Genomic DNA, 15,855 nt, shown 5'->3' with positions numbered 1-15,855 from the left:
ATAAAGATTCAAATAATATTCCATAACCAAATAAAATCCTGAGTTTTATCCCAAAACAAACCAGTTTTAAAATATCTTTAGACCTGCTTTTGTCCAACAAAACGGATCACAGAACCAGTTCCATTGTGAAACAACCCTTCTTTAAGTTCAATCTCTGTTTCTGTTAATTCTAAGATGTGATAATCCGGAAAGTCTGCCTTAATTTCTTCAACAGAGAATAAAGATTCAATATCTTTTGGACCGCCTACCTTTTCATTCTTTGCGATATATTCAAGATGATTTTTACTGAAAGCTTCGAAAATAATGAAACCGCCTTTACGCAGATATAGATTCAGCATTTGATGGATGGAAGATTTAATATCTCCCGGAAAATGGGCGTAGATAAGAGCAATGGCATAAAACTGTTGTTCCTGATAATTCAGCGTTGAAAGTTCTCCAACCTGATAATCAATCGTAGTTCCCAGCTGTTTTGCAAGCTGTAATGCTTTGTTTCTTCCATTGGCACTGATGTCGAATGCTGAAACCTGCCATCCCTGAGTTGCCGCAAAAACAGCATTTCGGCCTTCACCTTCTGCAGGGAAAAGGATCTTGCCTGGTTTTATTTTACTAAGTTGTTCTCTCAGGTAGTTGTTGGGTTCTGTTCCATAAGCAAACTCTTCGCTGCTATACCTTTCGTCCCATCTGTTGAGCCATGTTTTGTCGGTCATTGTAAAAGAATTTTAAAATTTGGATAAAGAATTTATAAGTATTCTTCAGTTGTATTAGTCTCATCAAATGTAGAATATTTCTTCAAGCTTTACTATCCTTAAAAAACGTTTGCTATAATAGATTTTTTGAATGACAGATCTGTTTAATAAAAATCTAAATACTGTTCCGTACAATTAAAATTTGGAGTAATTTTGAAAAATGATGAATTTAAACCAGATTTTCACCAATCAACGTACAGGAAACAATCCACAGACTAAAGCTTCACGAACTGATTTTCAAAGGGATTTCGATAGAATTATCTTCTCTTCTGCTTTCAGAAGATTGCAGAATAAAACGCAGGTTTTTCCTCTTCCCGGAAGTGTTTTTGTACACAACAGGCTGACACATTCTCTGGAAGTATCATCTGTAGGAAGAAGTTTAGGAAGTATCATTGGTGAATTCATTGCTGAAGATTTTAAAAGTGAACTTACTGAAGATTCAAAGAATTTTTATCTCTATAATTTAGGAAACGTAATTGCAGCTGCATGTTTGTGTCATGATGTAGGAAATCCTGCCTTTGGACATTCCGGGGAAGATGCCATTGCAAGCTATTTTGAAAGAAATGAAAAAGACCTGAAATCAAAATTCAATGAAAAGGAATGGGCAGATCTGGTCAATTTTGAAGGAAATGCCAATGCGATCAGAGTGCTGGCACAGCAGCAGCAGGGGAAAGATGCTGGAGGTATTCAGCTTACTTTTTCAACACTGGCAAGTATTGCTAAATATCCATGCGAGGCTGTTGCCAAGAAAAAAGGAATCATTCACAGGAAGAAATTCGGGTTTTTCCAGAATGAAAAAGATATATTTCTTGAAATTGCCAAAGGAACCCAGCTTATTTCTGAAAGCGAAGAGCCTCATATTTTTAAAAGACACCCTTTTGTATGGCTGGTAGAAGCGGCGGACGACATCTGCTACAACATTATCGATATGGAAGATGCCCACAGATTGGGAATTGTTTCAACCGCAGACTGCAAAAACTTATTTTTTGAACTGGTAAAATCTGAGACAGATGATGTTCAGAGAATTGAGAGAAAATTAAGTTCTATCTCCAATGAAAACGAACAGATTTCTTACTTAAGAGCAAAAGTAATTAATGCTTTAATCAACAAGTCCCTTGAGATGTATAAATACAACTTTGAAACGATTCTTGAAGGAAATTTAGGTAATGGCCTGCTTGATATGTATAAGGATGAAAACAAAGCTTTACAGGATATTGCAAGTTTCTCAGTGGAAAAAATCTACAACCATAAAGCCGTGGTGGAGATTGAAAATGCCGGGTATAACGTAATGTATGAATTGCTGGATCATTTTATCCCTTCTATTCTGAAGCCTGAAGAAGAAAGAAAATCTTACGATAAAAAGGCGTTGAAATTACTCCCAAAACAATTTGTCTACGAAAACGGAACAGACTACCAGAAAGTCCTCGGAATCATAGACTTTGTTTCAGGAATGACCGATAATTACGCTACCGATTTGTATAGAAAAATTAAAGGAATAGACATTGGAATGACCGTGTAAATTCTATTTATTCAATAATTCAGAAGCCTCTTCTATTAATGACTGCATTAAAGTGGAGGCTTTTTTATGCTTTAAAAGCGGAGCAATCTGACCTGCCCAGAAGAAAACCAAATCATTCTTTTGCTGTTCCAAAGCCGCTTTTCTCAACGCACCCATAAAATGAGTCTGTAGAGGAAATGGTAATGTTTTGTCGGTGGCTGCCAATACATCTCGTGATATTTTTGTGGTAATTCCACGTCCTAATCTTCCAGTATACGCTCTGGTAAGAGTGGTAGATTGTGCAGCATCGGAAAATAAAAACTCTTTGTGGATCGGTAACGCTCCGGATTCTTCCGTGGCCAGAAATGCTGTTCCGATTTGTACTGCTTCCGCTCCCAGTTGGAAAGCTCCGGCAATTCCACGGCCGTTGGCAATTCCTCCCGCAGCAACTACAGGGATTTTTACCTTGTCTTTAATCAATTGAATCAGTGCAAAAGTGCCTGTTGTAGAAAGTTCAGCCTGATCAAGAAACGAAGGCCGGTGGCCGCCACTTTCGAAGCCGGAAGCTACAATGACGTCCACTCCGGTTTTTTCCAGAGCAACAGCTTCATTTATGGTTGTTGCATTTCCCAAAACAATAGTTCCCTGCTGATGAAGATCTTCAATGATATTTTCGTCCATCAATCCAAACATAAAGCTGAAGACTTTAGGTTTAATATCAAAAATAACATCCAGCTGATTCTGAAATCTCGATTCAAAAGAGGATGGAGGTGAAGGAATAGCTGTATCTAAAAGATCAAAATAAGGTTTAAAAGTTTCAATAGCTTTTTGATATTGTGCTTTTGTATGCTCTTCATCAATAATATCGTGATCTTTTACCCAGAGATTGAGATTGTAGGGTTTATCCGTTTTCGTTTGTATTTCTTTGTGAATGTCATAGATTTCCTGTGGTGACAAAGTATATGCTCCGAATCCGCCTAATCCGCCAAGATTGCTCACCGTTGTTGTCAGTTCAACCGTAGAAAGACCTCCGCCAAAAGGACCTTGCAGAATAGGGTATTCAATACCCAGTAATTCCGTAATTCTATTTTTATTCCACATGATGTTGTTGATTTTTAATTAAAATTTGAATTAAAGATGCACGTTGGTCAGTGTTTTGTTAACGATAAGCCATTCTCCGTCTATGTTATTGAAAGTTATGAAATTATAATAATTAAAATCATACATTCTTACATTTAATTTCGCTGTAGCAATGGAATTAATGACGTCAATTGAAATAATTACGGCTTTAAAATCTTTTCCGGATTTTTCCGGACTGACACGGCTTCCAACTCCTTCAATATATTGATTTGCTGTTTTGAAATACGGAACACCATCTACGTCTCCAAAAAGCAATGCGCCTTTATAGAACGCTTTCTTAAGAAGGTCTGTATTTCCTTCATAAATGCCTTTGAAATAATAATTTTCAATGACGTTTCTTATTTCAGTTTCTGATGTCGGGTTGGTTTTCATATCCTTTTTATTTTGTGCATGGCTGTTCAATGGAAAACTGAACAGCCATGCAAAGATTAATAATAGTTTCATGATAAAGAATGTCCGGCACCCATTCCCCCGTCAACATTGATGATGGCTCCGGAAATTAATTTATTTTTAGCAATCGCATGAATCATCTGAGCTATTTCTTCCGGCTCCCCGATACGGTTGATGAGGTGCATTGCGGCATTGTTATCAAGACCTGCACCATGCATTGGCGTTCTGATCAATCCCGGAGCAACGGTATTTACCCTGATATTCTCTTTTCCAAACTCTGCAGCCAGTTGCAACGTCAGTGCATGAATAGCTCCTTTGCTCGAAATAGGTGCTGTAGAAGGAGACTGTGCAATGGCATGATACACCAATGGTGTTCCTACATTGATCACCACACCATCTTTCTGTTTGATCATTTGAGGGATCACAGCCTGTGTTGTAAAGAATGTTCCTTTTAAATTCGTTGTTAAAAAACGGTCAAGATAGTCTTCAGTAACTTCAAGGAAAGGTTTGTTCTCGTAAATGCCTGCATTGTTGACAAGAACGTCTATTGATCCAAATCTTTCAAGTGCTGTTTTTACCAAAGCATCTCCCGTTGCTTTCTCTGCTACATTTCCGGCAACCATGGCCAGATTTTCACCGGCTCCCAATTCATTGTAAACTTCCTCTAGTTTGGATGTAGTTTGTGAATTGATGATGACATTATCACCTCTGTCTAAGAAATAACGGGCTGTTTCCAATCCTATTCCTGAAGAGGCTCCTGTTACGATTACGGTTTGCTTTTTCATTTCTGATTTATTTTTTTTCTGTTGAAAATCCCTGTTCTTTTAATACTGAAACCTGTTCTCCGGCATATCCCCAGTTATCATCTTCAATTTCATTGATGACAATATGAGTCAAATGAGGATCTTTATTTAAAACCGAAGTTACAGCTTCACTTATTTTTCTGATTAATTGTTGTTTCGTTTCGCGGGTAAGATCTTCGCGAAGCACATCTACTTTTATGAATGGCATGATGGTAAATTTTTAAGGTTAATTGATCTTTGAGTTCCGTTAGTTTGCCTCTGCAACAAGATGAATATTTAAATCAAAATTGTTGTAGATCAGCGTGTCACCAAGGTTGGTGAAGAAATTAGAAGATCTGAATTTGATATTGAATTTCGTTCTGTCAACTACAATTTTAGCATCTAAAACAGCTGTATTGTCTGTTGTTACAATGTTTAGACTCGTGTTGATGGAATGGGTAATACCTTTTATGGTAAGATCTCCGGTTACGTAATACAGATTCTGATCGCCTGGTTCAGCATGAGTGATTTCGAAAGTAGCTTCAGGAAACTGATCAGAATTGAAGAAGTCGTCAGAAGTCAGGTGGCCTGCAAACTGAGCATTGGTTTCAGCATCTTCAATATCAAGGATTTTGATAGCGCGGGTATCAATGATAAATTTTCCAGAGACAGATTTTCCGTCTTCAAATGTGAAGCTTCCTTCTTTTACACCGATTGTTCCGTTGTGAGCTCCGGTTACTTTTCTTCCGATCCAGTCGATCGTACTGTTTTCGCTATTGACTTTGAAATTTTTTGTGTCCATTTTTATTGGGTTTAATTAATGACACAAAGTTCAGCCGATTGGAAGAAAAAGTTACGTGATGTACCTCACAAAATAGAAGAGAGGGTAAACGGTTGTAAGATGTTGATTATTGATGAAGTCTGCTCAGGGTTTCTCTGGTGACTCCAAGGTAAGACGCAATCAGGTGTTTCGGAACCAGATTGTACAGTTGGGGATACATTGATAAAAGCTCCTCATACCGGAATTTAGCATCATTATTCATGAAAGAAAGCAGGCGTTTCTGTGCAGCTACATAGCCTTTGTTGGTTCTCCATCTGAAAAAATGTTCAACCTCATGAATTTCGTTGCAGATTTTTTCCCTGTCTTCGTTAGAAATAGAAAGAATAGTAGCATTTGTAATGCAGTCTACATTAATGGTAGCTCTTGTTTTACTGTAAAGTGCATCAAAATCTGTGACCCACCAGGTAGGCATGGCAAACTGGAGAATAAACATTTTCATACTGTCATTCAGATAAAAGGCTTTCAGGCAGCCGTCCAGGACGAAATATTCATGATTTACGAAATCACCTTCCGAAATCAGACTTTGTCCTTTCTTTAAAGTAATGAGGTTAAAATGTCCAAAAACATAATCAAACTGCTCTTCTGTAAGAGTAGTAAATTTTGAGATATGATCCTTTAATATTTCTTTGGAATCAGCCATGGTGTATAATGAATATTCAAAAATAAGTTTTTTTCGGAATAATTTTAATTTAAAAATGATCAATCATTCGTAAGCTTCATTATTAGAAGATGATGTGTCAAATCTTACATTTATTTTTCATATATTTAAACAAATACCAATGAATATGTTTAACAAAACAGAATTTATTACGACCTATTAAAAAATTAAAAACTATGGGAATATATTTAGCGCCCGTTATTTTCTTCGGGCTAATCATTTTATTCGCTTCGTTCTTTGTGGTTAAGCAGGAAACCGCGGCGATCATTGAACGTTTTGGAAAATTCCGTGCTGTAAAACATTCCGGTCTTCATCTTAAGTTGCCTATTATAGATCAGATTGCTAAAAGGCTGAATCTGAGAATTCAGCAGCTGGATGTCATGATTGATACGAAAACATTAGATAATGTTTTCATCAAAATGAAAATTTCCGTTCAGTATCAGGTTATCAGAAATCAGGTGGGAGATGCGTTTTACCGTTTGGAAAATCCTGAGAATCAAATCACTTCATTTGTTTTTGATGTGGTGCGTGCTGAAGTTCCAAAGTTGAAACTGGATGATGTTTTTGTAAGGAAAGATGATGTAGCGATTGCTGTGAAAAGTGAGCTTCAGGAAGCGATGAACAGCTACGGGTATGATATTATCAAAGCTTTGGTCACAGATATTGATCCGGATGAGCAGGTAAAACATGCGATGAACAGAATCAACGCGGCGGAAAGAGAAAAAACAGCTGCAGAATATGAATCTGAAGCACAGAGAATCAGAATTGTAGCGGTTGCTAAAGCTGAAGCAGAATCTAAAAAACTGCAGGGACAGGGGATTGCCGATCAGAGAAGAGAAATTGCAAAAGGACTTGAAGAATCTGTAAGAATGCTGAATAATGTAGAAATCAATTCTCACGAAGCATCAGCACTTATTGTTGTTACACAGCATTATGATACATTACATTCCATAGGAGCGAGTAACAGAAGTAATCTGGTTCTTCTTCCCAATTCACCTACGGCAGCCAGCAGCATGCTGAATGATCTTGTGGTGGCTATGACTACTGCAAATACGGTAGGAGAGGCCAGTAAAGGCAAATATCCGGATCCTCCTCAAAAAGAAGCAGGATTTTAAAAATTAAAGATTAGAACTCATTTCAAAATAAAAAGGCTCCTGAAATTTCGGGAGCCTTTTTTATTATTTTTTCGTTTTAGAAACCTGTTCTATCAAGGTGTATTTGATGGAAGAAGCATCCGCCGGAGGATTCTCTATTTTTTCTGTTTTTACTTTCAAAACATATTCATATCCAGGTTCATAAGTAAATCCTTCAATATTGCTGTAGAAATTCGTCCAGTCTCCGGAAGCATTTTCTTTTACCTGCATACACTTCATACGTCCTGCCCCTGCAGAACAGTCAACGGTCTGCGCTCCTACAATAAGTGTTTTTTCATTGGCAGCCATTTCTTTCTTTTTGGTTTTAGAAACCTGCTTTACCAGGGTGTATTTTATGGATGATCCATCAGCTGGTGGATTGGCAATTTTTTCTGTTTTTACTTTTAAAACATATTCATATCCCGGTTCATAAGTAAATCCTTCAATATTGCTGTAGAAATTGGTCCAGTCTCCGGAAGCGTTTTCTTTTACCTGCAGACATTTCATAGGAGCTACGCCTGTACAGTCTGCGGTTTGTGGTCCTACGATGAAGGTTGTTTCATCTCCTGCCGATGCACTTGCTGCTGTTGTACACTGCGTCATTGCGAATAATGCTAATGCGGGTGCTGCCCCTTTTAGAATTGTTGCGATACTTTTCATAAACTTGATTTTTTCCCCATACCTCGCAATTACCATGCCGAACTGGCTTTCCTGAATTTGTAGTACTTCTGCTATTGCTTTTTACTTTTTTAATCATTTAATTTGAAGTTCTTAAACACTAACCACAAAACATAATTCTTACAATAAATATGGAAAATCAGATGCAAGTTGAAAATTACAGGATTCAAAAACCTGAAATGTGGGCAGGAAATATCGGGGATGAGGAAATAAAAAACAGAATCAAAGACTCCGAATTTGCCAAAAAACAAATTGATGAAGGCCGGGATTATTGCTACTTTTTAGACAAAAAATACTATACCAGCAATACGGAAAACAGTGAATATGTCTGTATGGCTTATACCCTGAACGAGCCGGGGAATCTGGAGAGAGCTTCCGTATCTGATGTCATTGTGGAAGAAAATGAAGTCTATCAGATTCACAGAATCAGTGTTTTAAGAGACGGAGTATTGATAGATAAAATTCCGGATACCAATATTAAAGTTCTTGACAGTGAGAACCAGAGCAGTGGAGGTGTTTTGAGCAGTAATAAAAAGATTAATATTACTATCAAAGATCTCAGGCTGTATGATGTACTGATTTTAGAAGATTCAAGGATTAAAGAATTTACCGACCGTGATTTCCTAAGAAAGGAATTCTCAAAATATGTATGGGTAAGTCCGGATAATTACTGGGCTTATGGCAATTTTAAATTCACTTTTATCAACGAACGTGAACAGACCATAGCCTATAAAAAGACATTCTTCAGAGATGAGCAGGGAAATGTTCTTGAACCGGAAACGAACCATTTGAAAAAAGGAGATCAGTTTGTGATTGAAGAACAGGATTATATCAACCCTGTAGATTCCGGACGGGAGATTTTTCCTTATGTGGATTTTGCTACAGAAAGCAGCTGGAAAGATCTTTCCAATTATATTGTGCCTCTTTATGAGGAGATTTTCAATGCCTCTTCCTTACAGGATTTTGCTCCGAACCTGATTGAAAAACTGGATGCTATTACCGATCAAGGGGAAAAACTTCAGTTTGCGATAGAATATGTTCAGAATCACATCTATTATATCTTCAATGCGGATGAGATGAATGGGCATAAACCACAGGCTCCATCTGTAACCTATGAAAATAAGCAGGGAGATTGTAAAGCAAAATCAGTTTTATTAAAAGTGATCCTTGATTATATCGGTGTAGATGCTTCCGTTGTGTTGGTGAATTTTAATACAGATTATTATATCAAATATTACCTTCCGTCACTGTTAAGCTTCAATCATGTTGTCGTAAAAGTGGATTATAAAGGTCAGGAATACTTTATTGATGCTACAATCCGTGATGAATTCGGATTGATAGAAAACAGAGGATTCATGTATTTTATGCATTATCTGGAGGTGAAGAAAGATCAGGAGCTTCAGGTAAGACAGCCTTATAAATTTCCTTATTTCTGTATTGATGAAAAAGTAGATTTCAATGTGCAGGGAACTGTCGGAAAGTTTACTCTGTCAACTACCTATAAAGGAAGCAGGGCCAATGCGATGAGAAGATATTTCAAAAGTACCAACAAAAGAGAAATTATAGACAGCTGGAATGGTTTCCTTTTCTATGGCTTGAATTATTCGAGTGACAGGAATGGTACAGATGTCCGAAATGTATTCAAAGATGCAGCTATTGACGTGGTAAGCGATGATAAAAGGCTGAATGAAGTGAAAATTCAATATACCGCTGTTGTTGAAAATCCTTATTATGTAGATCCGCAGAACAACCGTTTCCTTATGTATTTTGATAGAAATGTTATAAAGGCAAGTGCAAGAGATTTTATGCATAAAGATTTATCGTTCTGGCATAATTTCGATACCGAGAAGTATGAAATCAACCTTTATACAGATCAGAAAATTGATACGGGAGAAAAATATACAGTTCAGGAATGCACCATTGCCAATCCGTATTTTGACTATAAAAGCCGTAAAAAAGTGAACAAAAACGGAGCAAGTGTATACATCGAATATAATCCTCTGATCAACCTTGAAATTCCTCAAAGTGAGTTTGAAAAGTTCAGAACAGACCATCATACCGTTGCAGACAGCAATTTCGGAATTGGAATTGACATCATAGAACCGGGGCTGATGAACAGGCTTAAATTCAGTTTTAAGAAGAAATTTAAATAGTAGCTGAGTTCAAAATTCAAAGTTTCGAGTTTAGGGTTCATAGTTTCGGCGGGCGGCGAAGCCGCCCGCCGAAACTATTTATTCTAATTATTGTATATTCGTTTAAAATCATATAAAAACACAGATTCATCTATGCAGAAGGTATTGTCTCTTGCTTTTCTTATGGCAGTTTTTTCTTGTATTAATGCACAAAAATTAACGAAAGAAAACGTTACGGGATTCTGGAAACTGAAAGAGTCCGGATTTTATGAAAATAAAAAGAAAGTAGTCAAAGAATTTGATAACTGCCGTCTGATGAGAAATTATGCGATCAGGGAGGACGGATATGCTATTTATAATTATGTAGAAGGGAAAACAGGGGACTGCAGCCCATCTGAACCAAGACTTTCCTTCTGGAGAATCATAGAAAACAGACTTCAGTTCTATGTAGATGACCAGAATATTCTCGAAGAAGTGGAAGTAACCCTGAATAAAGATAACACGATGACTTTTTCAAGCTACATTCCCAACCCAATTAAAGTAAAAGGAGATGCTCTCGCTGAAAAAATGGTAAACACCATCCACTACGATATTCTTGAAAAAAAATACTAACGGTAAATATTAAATTTTGAAGTATGAATTATGTAACGATAATCTATCTCCTGAATATGGTATTGTATGTGATCTATTTCTTTGGAAGGTCTGGAAGTGAGCTTGCTATGTCCGGTTTAGATTATACCGTTTCAGGGATTTTATGCCTTCTTCTGATTTTTGCTGGCTATCTGAATGCAAACAAAGGAATGATTTACAGAACAGTTCTGTGGGTATTTTTTGTAAATGTTTTGCTGTTCCTGATGTCAGGTTTGTTTAATCAGTTTGGAAACGACTTCAATATTCTTTCCACTAACAACAGCGATAGTTTTCTTTTTACACTGGCGCTCATTGTTTATAACGGATATCTATTTCCTTTAACGATTATTCTTGAGGGTTCCGGGCTGTCATTAATATTCCCGGTGGTATTGTCTTTTATTCTGCCTTCACTGGGATATTGGATAGGAAAAAAGCTTCAGCCAAACAAACAAAATTCCACTGATGTATAGTCATTGCGAACCAAAGATGAAGCAATCTCATAGCGAGTAGAATTTTTTTTTGAAAACACAAAGTCGCTAAGATTTTTACAACCATATGTATATAAGACGCATGGATTTTATCTTCGATAAAATTTCAACGGTGCTTTTGTCATTCCGAGCAAAGCAAGGAATCTCAAGTATTCAAATTAAGGGTTTTAAGTCGAAAATAAATTAATTCTTAATCCTGATTCTGAGGCTGATTATTCGATCTAAAGAATTTCTGTTTACCAATCAACAACTCAAAAAACAGTCTGAAATCTGAAATTAAAGACCATAACGGATACTTAAAAGTAGCTGGTTTATTTCTTTCAATCACTGCATGGCTGAACCACGCAAATCCATATCCGAAAATCGGAATATACCAGAGAAACCTTTCCTTTCCGGAACTTATGACATACCATATAACAAGAAAGACGAGCAGTGTTCCGATAAAATGAAAAATCCGGGTTCCTGTTTTACTGTGTTCGGTAAGGTAAAACTGATAAAATTCTCTGTAGGTTTTGATTCTTTCAGTCATGGCGGGTTAGTTTATTGATTCTATTGAAGTTAAAGCAATAATTCGGCCGATTTTTTAGAGGGTAAAAAACAAAAAAGGCAAAATCGCAAATCAGTCTGTTCAATCGTTCGACCTTTTTGCCATTTTGCCTTTTCGCAGTTTTGCTAATTATTCTTTAGCTATTTCTTAATTCTTTTCCAAGTTTACTGTTTTTGTAACCATAGCAGAAGTAGATAACCATACCAATCAGGAACCACATTCCGAACCAGAACCAGTTTTCATGGCTCATTCCTGTAAGAAGATACAGACATGAACTTAAACCAACCAGTGGAATTAATGATAAATTCTTGATAAAAGCTATTCCACATAAGATCAGATTGATGATGATAAAGAAGAAAATAGAAGCTCTGAATTCTCCCTCTTTAGGATCTGACCAGTTCATCAGATTGTCAAAAAACTCCGGCTGCCATTTGTAGAAAACTAATAAGCTGCCAATGAAAACAACAGGGAAAATGATTTTACCATTCACATAAGGAAGGTGAAATCTACCTTTGATCTTCTCTTTAGCCGGAAGCATAAGTACTCCTGCACATACCAATACAAACGCAAAAATAGTTCCGATACTCGTAAAATCAAGGATAAATGTTTTATCTGTGAATAGGATAGGAATCCCTACTACAATTCCGGTAACAATAGTTGCATAAGAAGGCGTTTTATATTTTGGATGCACCTTCTGGAATCTCTGAGGCATCAGTCCGTCACGGCTCATCGCGTACCAGATTCTCGGCTGCCCCATCTGGAAAACCAATAATACGGTGGTAATGGCAACAATAGCAACGAAGGAAACAACAAGTTCCATCCAGGCTACATTAGCATTTGTTTTTTCAAAGATGAATGAAAGCGGATCTCCTACGCCATCAAATTTTTTATAATCAACCATTCCTGTTAGTACAAGCGTTAATGCAATATAAATCACTGTACACAATACAAGGGAGATGATCATTCCTTTGGGTAAGGTTTTCTGTGGATCTTTAGTTTCTTCAGAAAGTACACTTAAAGCATCAAATCCAATATAGGCGAAGAATACTCCGGATACCGCACTCATTACTCCGGCAAAACCGTTTGGCATAAATGACGGTGTTCCGGTAGTTGGGCTTATTGGAGTCCAGTTTTCCGTGTTTACATAAGCGCAGCCTACAAGAATTACCAATATGATGACTGCCAGTTTTAAGATAACCAGAGAGTTGTTGAAGTTTTTACTTTCTTTTACTCCTACATAACAAAGCCATGTAATTAAACCGTTGATTACCAATGCCGGAACGTCTACAATGAATTTCAAGCTTCCAATTAATGGTGCTGTTTTCCAGGCGTTTAACAGTTCTTGGTTTTCTGAACCATATTGAAACGCTTTTCTCGCTTCTGTATAGCTGCAGGTAAGATAATCAGGAATATGCATTCCGATACGTCCCAGAAAGCTTGTGAAGTAATCTGACCAGGAAAAAGCTACATAAATATTTCCGAAAGAATATTCCATGATCAGGGCCCAGCCGATTATCCAGGCAATCAGCTCACCAAAACTGGCGTAGGCATAGGTGTAGGCAGAACCTGCAGTAGGTATTCTGCTGGCAAATTCAGCATAGCATAAAGCGGTAAAGCCACAGGCAAAACCACAAATCAAATATAAAAGAATAACACCGGGACCACCTCTGAAAACGGCTTCTCCCAAACTGCTGAAACTTCCAGCTCCGATAATGGCCGCAATACCAAAAAATACAATGTCCCATACACCTAAGACTCTTAAAAGTCCCGTTGAAGTATCTGTATCTGAATAGATTTTTCTTCTAAAAAGTTGACTCATTCAATAACTTATATTTGATTTGAAAAAAAGCAAATGTAATGATTTTTTATTTTGATGTTAACAGTTGTTAAGAACATTTAGGTAAAAATGCTCAAACAAAAGGCTTTAGTCTTTATAAACAGGTATTTCCACATAGCTGTCGTTATACCATTTTACCTCCAGAGGCTCTCCGGAATCCTTTATCGTTTCATCACTTACATCCTTACCTGTCCCATAATTGATCTGCCAGTTAGGATTTTTATTTACTCCCACCAATAATAACAGTTTACTTCCTTTTTCTATCTTTCTGCTCATGACATAAGAATTGTTAATCGGGATTTGTTCCATTTTATTGGGCTCAAGAAGCTGTCTTACTTCATTGTTTTTTGCATAGCTGGCTCTTACAATATGGGTTGATAATAAAGAAGATTTTCCGTCCGGCTGAATCTGGTACAGATAAGTATCTGTATCAAAATCTTTTTTGTTGATGGAGACATTGAAGAATCCTGAAAGATTTCCGCTGATGATCATATCCTTATCCAGTACTTCACTTTCAAAAGCAATTGAATTGGTCATTTTTATACTGTCTTTTTTGCTGACTTTGTAGTAAGTGTCCTTTTGGTCTCGGTTTTTAAAATCAACCGTTTGCTTCGTGAAGCTTTGAGTTTCAGGTTTATTGAATACTGAAGAGGTGTTTTTCCTGTCCTGAAGGTAGAATTTAACGGTGGAAGTATGCATTTTATCAAGATCAGGAACATGTTTCCATGTATTGGTATTCATCACCTGAAAATTGATTCTGTCTTTTAAAATTTCCGGTTTTTTGCCTCCTTTAAGAATATAATCAAACCAGGAAAAGGCAAGATCGTCAATACTTATTCTGGCCACCGGATCAACAGGACTTCCGTTTACGTAAGTAAAACCGAAACTTTGTGCCCCTCCGTGATTATAAGGACCTATTACCAGATAATGATCTGCACTTTTATTGTATTGATGATGTTGCTTAAAATAATACAACGCTCCGATTTGATCATCATCATAATATCCAGTTGTCGTCAGGATTGGAATGTTGATTTTAGAGAAATCCTCTTTGTAAGGAACCATTTTCTGCCAGTACTCATCATATCCCGGATGATCCAGCCATCGTTGGAAGATTTTGCTGGTTTTTCCGCTTATTGTGTCCAAAGCCCTGAATGATTTTCCACTTTTATACCATTCTGTATTGATTAAATTCCATTTTGCGAAATTGCCAAAGTCTACTTCATCCGTAAGTTTGTTGTTGGTGACATACTGTATCCATTGCAGCATATAGCTCATAAATATATTATTCTGAGCAGGATAATCTATCCCGATTCCTACAGCAACCTGCGGTACAATTGTCTTTAATGCCGGATGCAGTTTTTTTACTGCTGCCCATTGGCTGAAACCTAAATAACTTCCGCCGATCATTCCTACTTTTCCATTACACCATGGCTGCTTGCTTATCCAGTCTATCACTTCATAGATATCTTCTGATTCATGCTCAAAAGGATCATTTATATTATTGCTGTTTCTTTTGCCGCGGGTATTGACTACAACTCCTACATAATTATAAGTAGCAGCTCTTTTTCCAAAGAATTGATCAAATGGACCTGCATAAATATTATTGGTAAGAATAACAGGAAGTAGGGAAGTGTCTCCTTTTTTTCTGACAATAGTAATCGTTAAGGTATTCCCGTTTTTTATCTTGAGATCTTTAGTTTCAATAATGAATTTTTCTTTGTCTTTTGAGGCCAGCAGCTGCATCACCTGAGGTTTGATACTTGAATACGTTTTATAGTTGAGATAACTTTTACATAGCGAGAGAGCGGTTTTGTAGTCTATACTGTCTTTGTTCTTTTGCGCATCCAGTATTGCCTTCATTTGTTTTCTGGATTCTCTTACATTGCCGTCAACCGCAAGAGGCAGTCTGGGAATCAGTTTTTCCGGAAGACTTTCATATTTTTGGTTAAAAGCTTTTTGAAGTGCATCAGAAAAAGTGATATTACTTTCCTTTTGCGCCATTTTAGCCATGCTGTACAATTCAAACCCTATGTATCTATAGTCTCCCATATGATGATCGGCAAAGAGATTGCGGTTTTCTGACAGAGAAGCCAACGAATTTTTATAATCCTGGGCTATCATTTGTAAACGGAAAAGATTGTCCAGAAGGTCGACCTTGTTTTCCGGTTTGTTTTTTGCGGACTGAAGTTGGGGAATCACTTGCAGAGCAAGTCCCGGCATCTGTTTTTCCAGTATAAGAGAGTCAGTTACAGCTGTCTTTGGAAACTGAAATTTTTGTGCCTGCATCAGGTTTACAAAAATTAATGCTAAAAGTATCTTAAATTTCATGTGATGGTGTGTTTATGGTATGTTTTT

General features: G+C 37.0%; 16 protein-coding genes. 5 read left to right on the top strand and 11 right to left on the bottom strand.

The window, feature by feature from the left end; translation table 11 throughout:
* Positions 1 to 77 precede the first annotated feature (77 nt).
* Positions 78 to 707, bottom strand: a complete 630-nt coding sequence (locus AC57AW_RS16790; RefSeq protein WP_496352790.1) for a class I SAM-dependent methyltransferase — start codon at positions 705 to 707, stop codon at positions 78 to 80.
* 202 nt (positions 708 to 909) lie between these two features.
* Here AC57AW_RS16790 and AC57AW_RS16785 point away from each other — a divergent pair, with 202 nt between their 5' ends.
* Positions 910 to 2,265 (top strand): deoxyguanosinetriphosphate triphosphohydrolase, encoded by a 1,356-nt coding sequence (locus AC57AW_RS16785; RefSeq protein WP_318846245.1) that lies wholly within the window; start codon positions 910 to 912, stop codon positions 2,263 to 2,265.
* A 3-nt stretch (positions 2,266 to 2,268) separates the two neighbouring features.
* Here the strand turns inward: AC57AW_RS16785 and AC57AW_RS16780 are convergent, their stop codons facing one another.
* The 6 genes from AC57AW_RS16780 to AC57AW_RS16755 all read right to left on the bottom strand — a co-directional run bounded on the left by AC57AW_RS16780 (position 2,269) and on the right by AC57AW_RS16755 (position 6,037).
* Complete coding sequence (locus AC57AW_RS16780; protein WP_496352789.1) at positions 2,269 to 3,345, bottom strand: NAD(P)H-dependent flavin oxidoreductase; 1,077 nt, start codon at positions 3,343 to 3,345, stop codon at positions 2,269 to 2,271.
* A 30-nt stretch (positions 3,346 to 3,375) separates the two neighbouring features.
* The gene (locus AC57AW_RS16775) at positions 3,376 to 3,828 is read right to left on the bottom strand and encodes a nuclear transport factor 2 family protein (protein WP_496352788.1); all 453 of its coding nucleotides are present in this window, start codon (positions 3,826 to 3,828) and stop codon (positions 3,376 to 3,378) included.
* Positions 3,825 to 4,559, bottom strand: coding sequence for an SDR family NAD(P)-dependent oxidoreductase (locus tag AC57AW_RS16770; RefSeq protein ID WP_496352787.1), 735 nt, complete (start codon positions 4,557 to 4,559; stop codon positions 3,825 to 3,827). The genes AC57AW_RS16775 and AC57AW_RS16770 overlap by 4 nt, the downstream gene beginning before the upstream one ends.
* Before the next feature lie 7 nt (positions 4,560 to 4,566).
* Positions 4,567 to 4,785, bottom strand: coding sequence for a tautomerase family protein (locus AC57AW_RS16765; protein WP_291896516.1), 219 nt, complete (start codon positions 4,783 to 4,785; stop codon positions 4,567 to 4,569).
* A gap of 39 nt (positions 4,786 to 4,824) precedes the next feature.
* Complete coding sequence (locus tag AC57AW_RS16760; RefSeq protein WP_496352786.1) at positions 4,825 to 5,358, bottom strand: YceI family protein; 534 nt, start codon at positions 5,356 to 5,358, stop codon at positions 4,825 to 4,827.
* A gap of 106 nt (positions 5,359 to 5,464) precedes the next feature.
* The gene (locus tag AC57AW_RS16755; protein WP_318845320.1) at positions 5,465 to 6,037 is read right to left on the bottom strand and encodes a Crp/Fnr family transcriptional regulator; all 573 of its coding nucleotides are present in this window, start codon (positions 6,035 to 6,037) and stop codon (positions 5,465 to 5,467) included.
* A gap of 194 nt (positions 6,038 to 6,231) precedes the next feature.
* Between AC57AW_RS16755 and AC57AW_RS16750 the strand changes: the two genes are divergently transcribed.
* Positions 6,232 to 7,170 (top strand): SPFH domain-containing protein, encoded by a 939-nt coding sequence (locus AC57AW_RS16750; protein ID WP_318845321.1) that lies wholly within the window; start codon positions 6,232 to 6,234, stop codon positions 7,168 to 7,170.
* Between the two features lie 63 nt (positions 7,171 to 7,233).
* Here AC57AW_RS16750 and AC57AW_RS16745 read toward each other — a convergent pair whose 3' ends face one another.
* Positions 7,234 to 7,848 (bottom strand): DUF4377 domain-containing protein, encoded by a 615-nt coding sequence (locus AC57AW_RS16745; RefSeq protein WP_496352785.1) that lies wholly within the window; start codon positions 7,846 to 7,848, stop codon positions 7,234 to 7,236.
* Between the two features lie 149 nt (positions 7,849 to 7,997).
* Here AC57AW_RS16745 and AC57AW_RS16740 point away from each other — a divergent pair, with 149 nt between their 5' ends.
* From AC57AW_RS16740 to AC57AW_RS16730, 3 genes are all read left to right on the top strand, one after another.
* Complete coding sequence (locus AC57AW_RS16740) at positions 7,998 to 10,019, top strand: hypothetical protein (protein ID WP_496352784.1); 2,022 nt, start codon at positions 7,998 to 8,000, stop codon at positions 10,017 to 10,019.
* A gap of 132 nt (positions 10,020 to 10,151) precedes the next feature.
* On the top strand, positions 10,152 to 10,610 hold the full coding sequence (locus AC57AW_RS16735; protein WP_496352783.1) for a lipocalin-like domain-containing protein: 459 nt from the start codon (positions 10,152 to 10,154) through the stop codon (positions 10,608 to 10,610).
* 23 nt (positions 10,611 to 10,633) lie between these two features.
* Positions 10,634 to 11,098 carry a hypothetical protein gene (locus AC57AW_RS16730; protein ID WP_496352782.1) on the top strand — a complete coding sequence of 155 codons (465 nt, stop codon included), beginning with the start codon at positions 10,634 to 10,636 and terminating at the stop codon, positions 11,096 to 11,098.
* A 208-nt stretch (positions 11,099 to 11,306) separates the two neighbouring features.
* Here the strand turns inward: AC57AW_RS16730 and AC57AW_RS16725 are convergent, their stop codons facing one another.
* The 3 genes from AC57AW_RS16725 to AC57AW_RS16715 form a co-directional block, all read right to left on the bottom strand.
* Positions 11,307 to 11,645: an Mpo1-like protein gene (locus AC57AW_RS16725; RefSeq protein WP_496352781.1), complete on the bottom strand. Its 339-nt coding sequence runs from the start codon at positions 11,643 to 11,645 to the stop codon at positions 11,307 to 11,309.
* A gap of 154 nt (positions 11,646 to 11,799) precedes the next feature.
* On the bottom strand, positions 11,800 to 13,482 hold the full coding sequence (locus tag AC57AW_RS16720) for an APC family permease (protein WP_496352780.1): 1,683 nt from the start codon (positions 13,480 to 13,482) through the stop codon (positions 11,800 to 11,802).
* A gap of 105 nt (positions 13,483 to 13,587) precedes the next feature.
* On the bottom strand, positions 13,588 to 15,828 hold the full coding sequence (locus AC57AW_RS16715; protein ID WP_496352779.1) for a CocE/NonD family hydrolase: 2,241 nt from the start codon (positions 15,826 to 15,828) through the stop codon (positions 13,588 to 13,590).
* Positions 15,829 to 15,855 lie beyond the last annotated feature (27 nt).

The sequence above is a fragment of the Chryseobacterium sp. BGA-UO-ETr-SB22 genome, from assembly GCF_059567885.1.
Note: the sequence above shows the minus strand (reverse complement) of the source record. Positions and strands in the feature narration are given on the sequence as shown.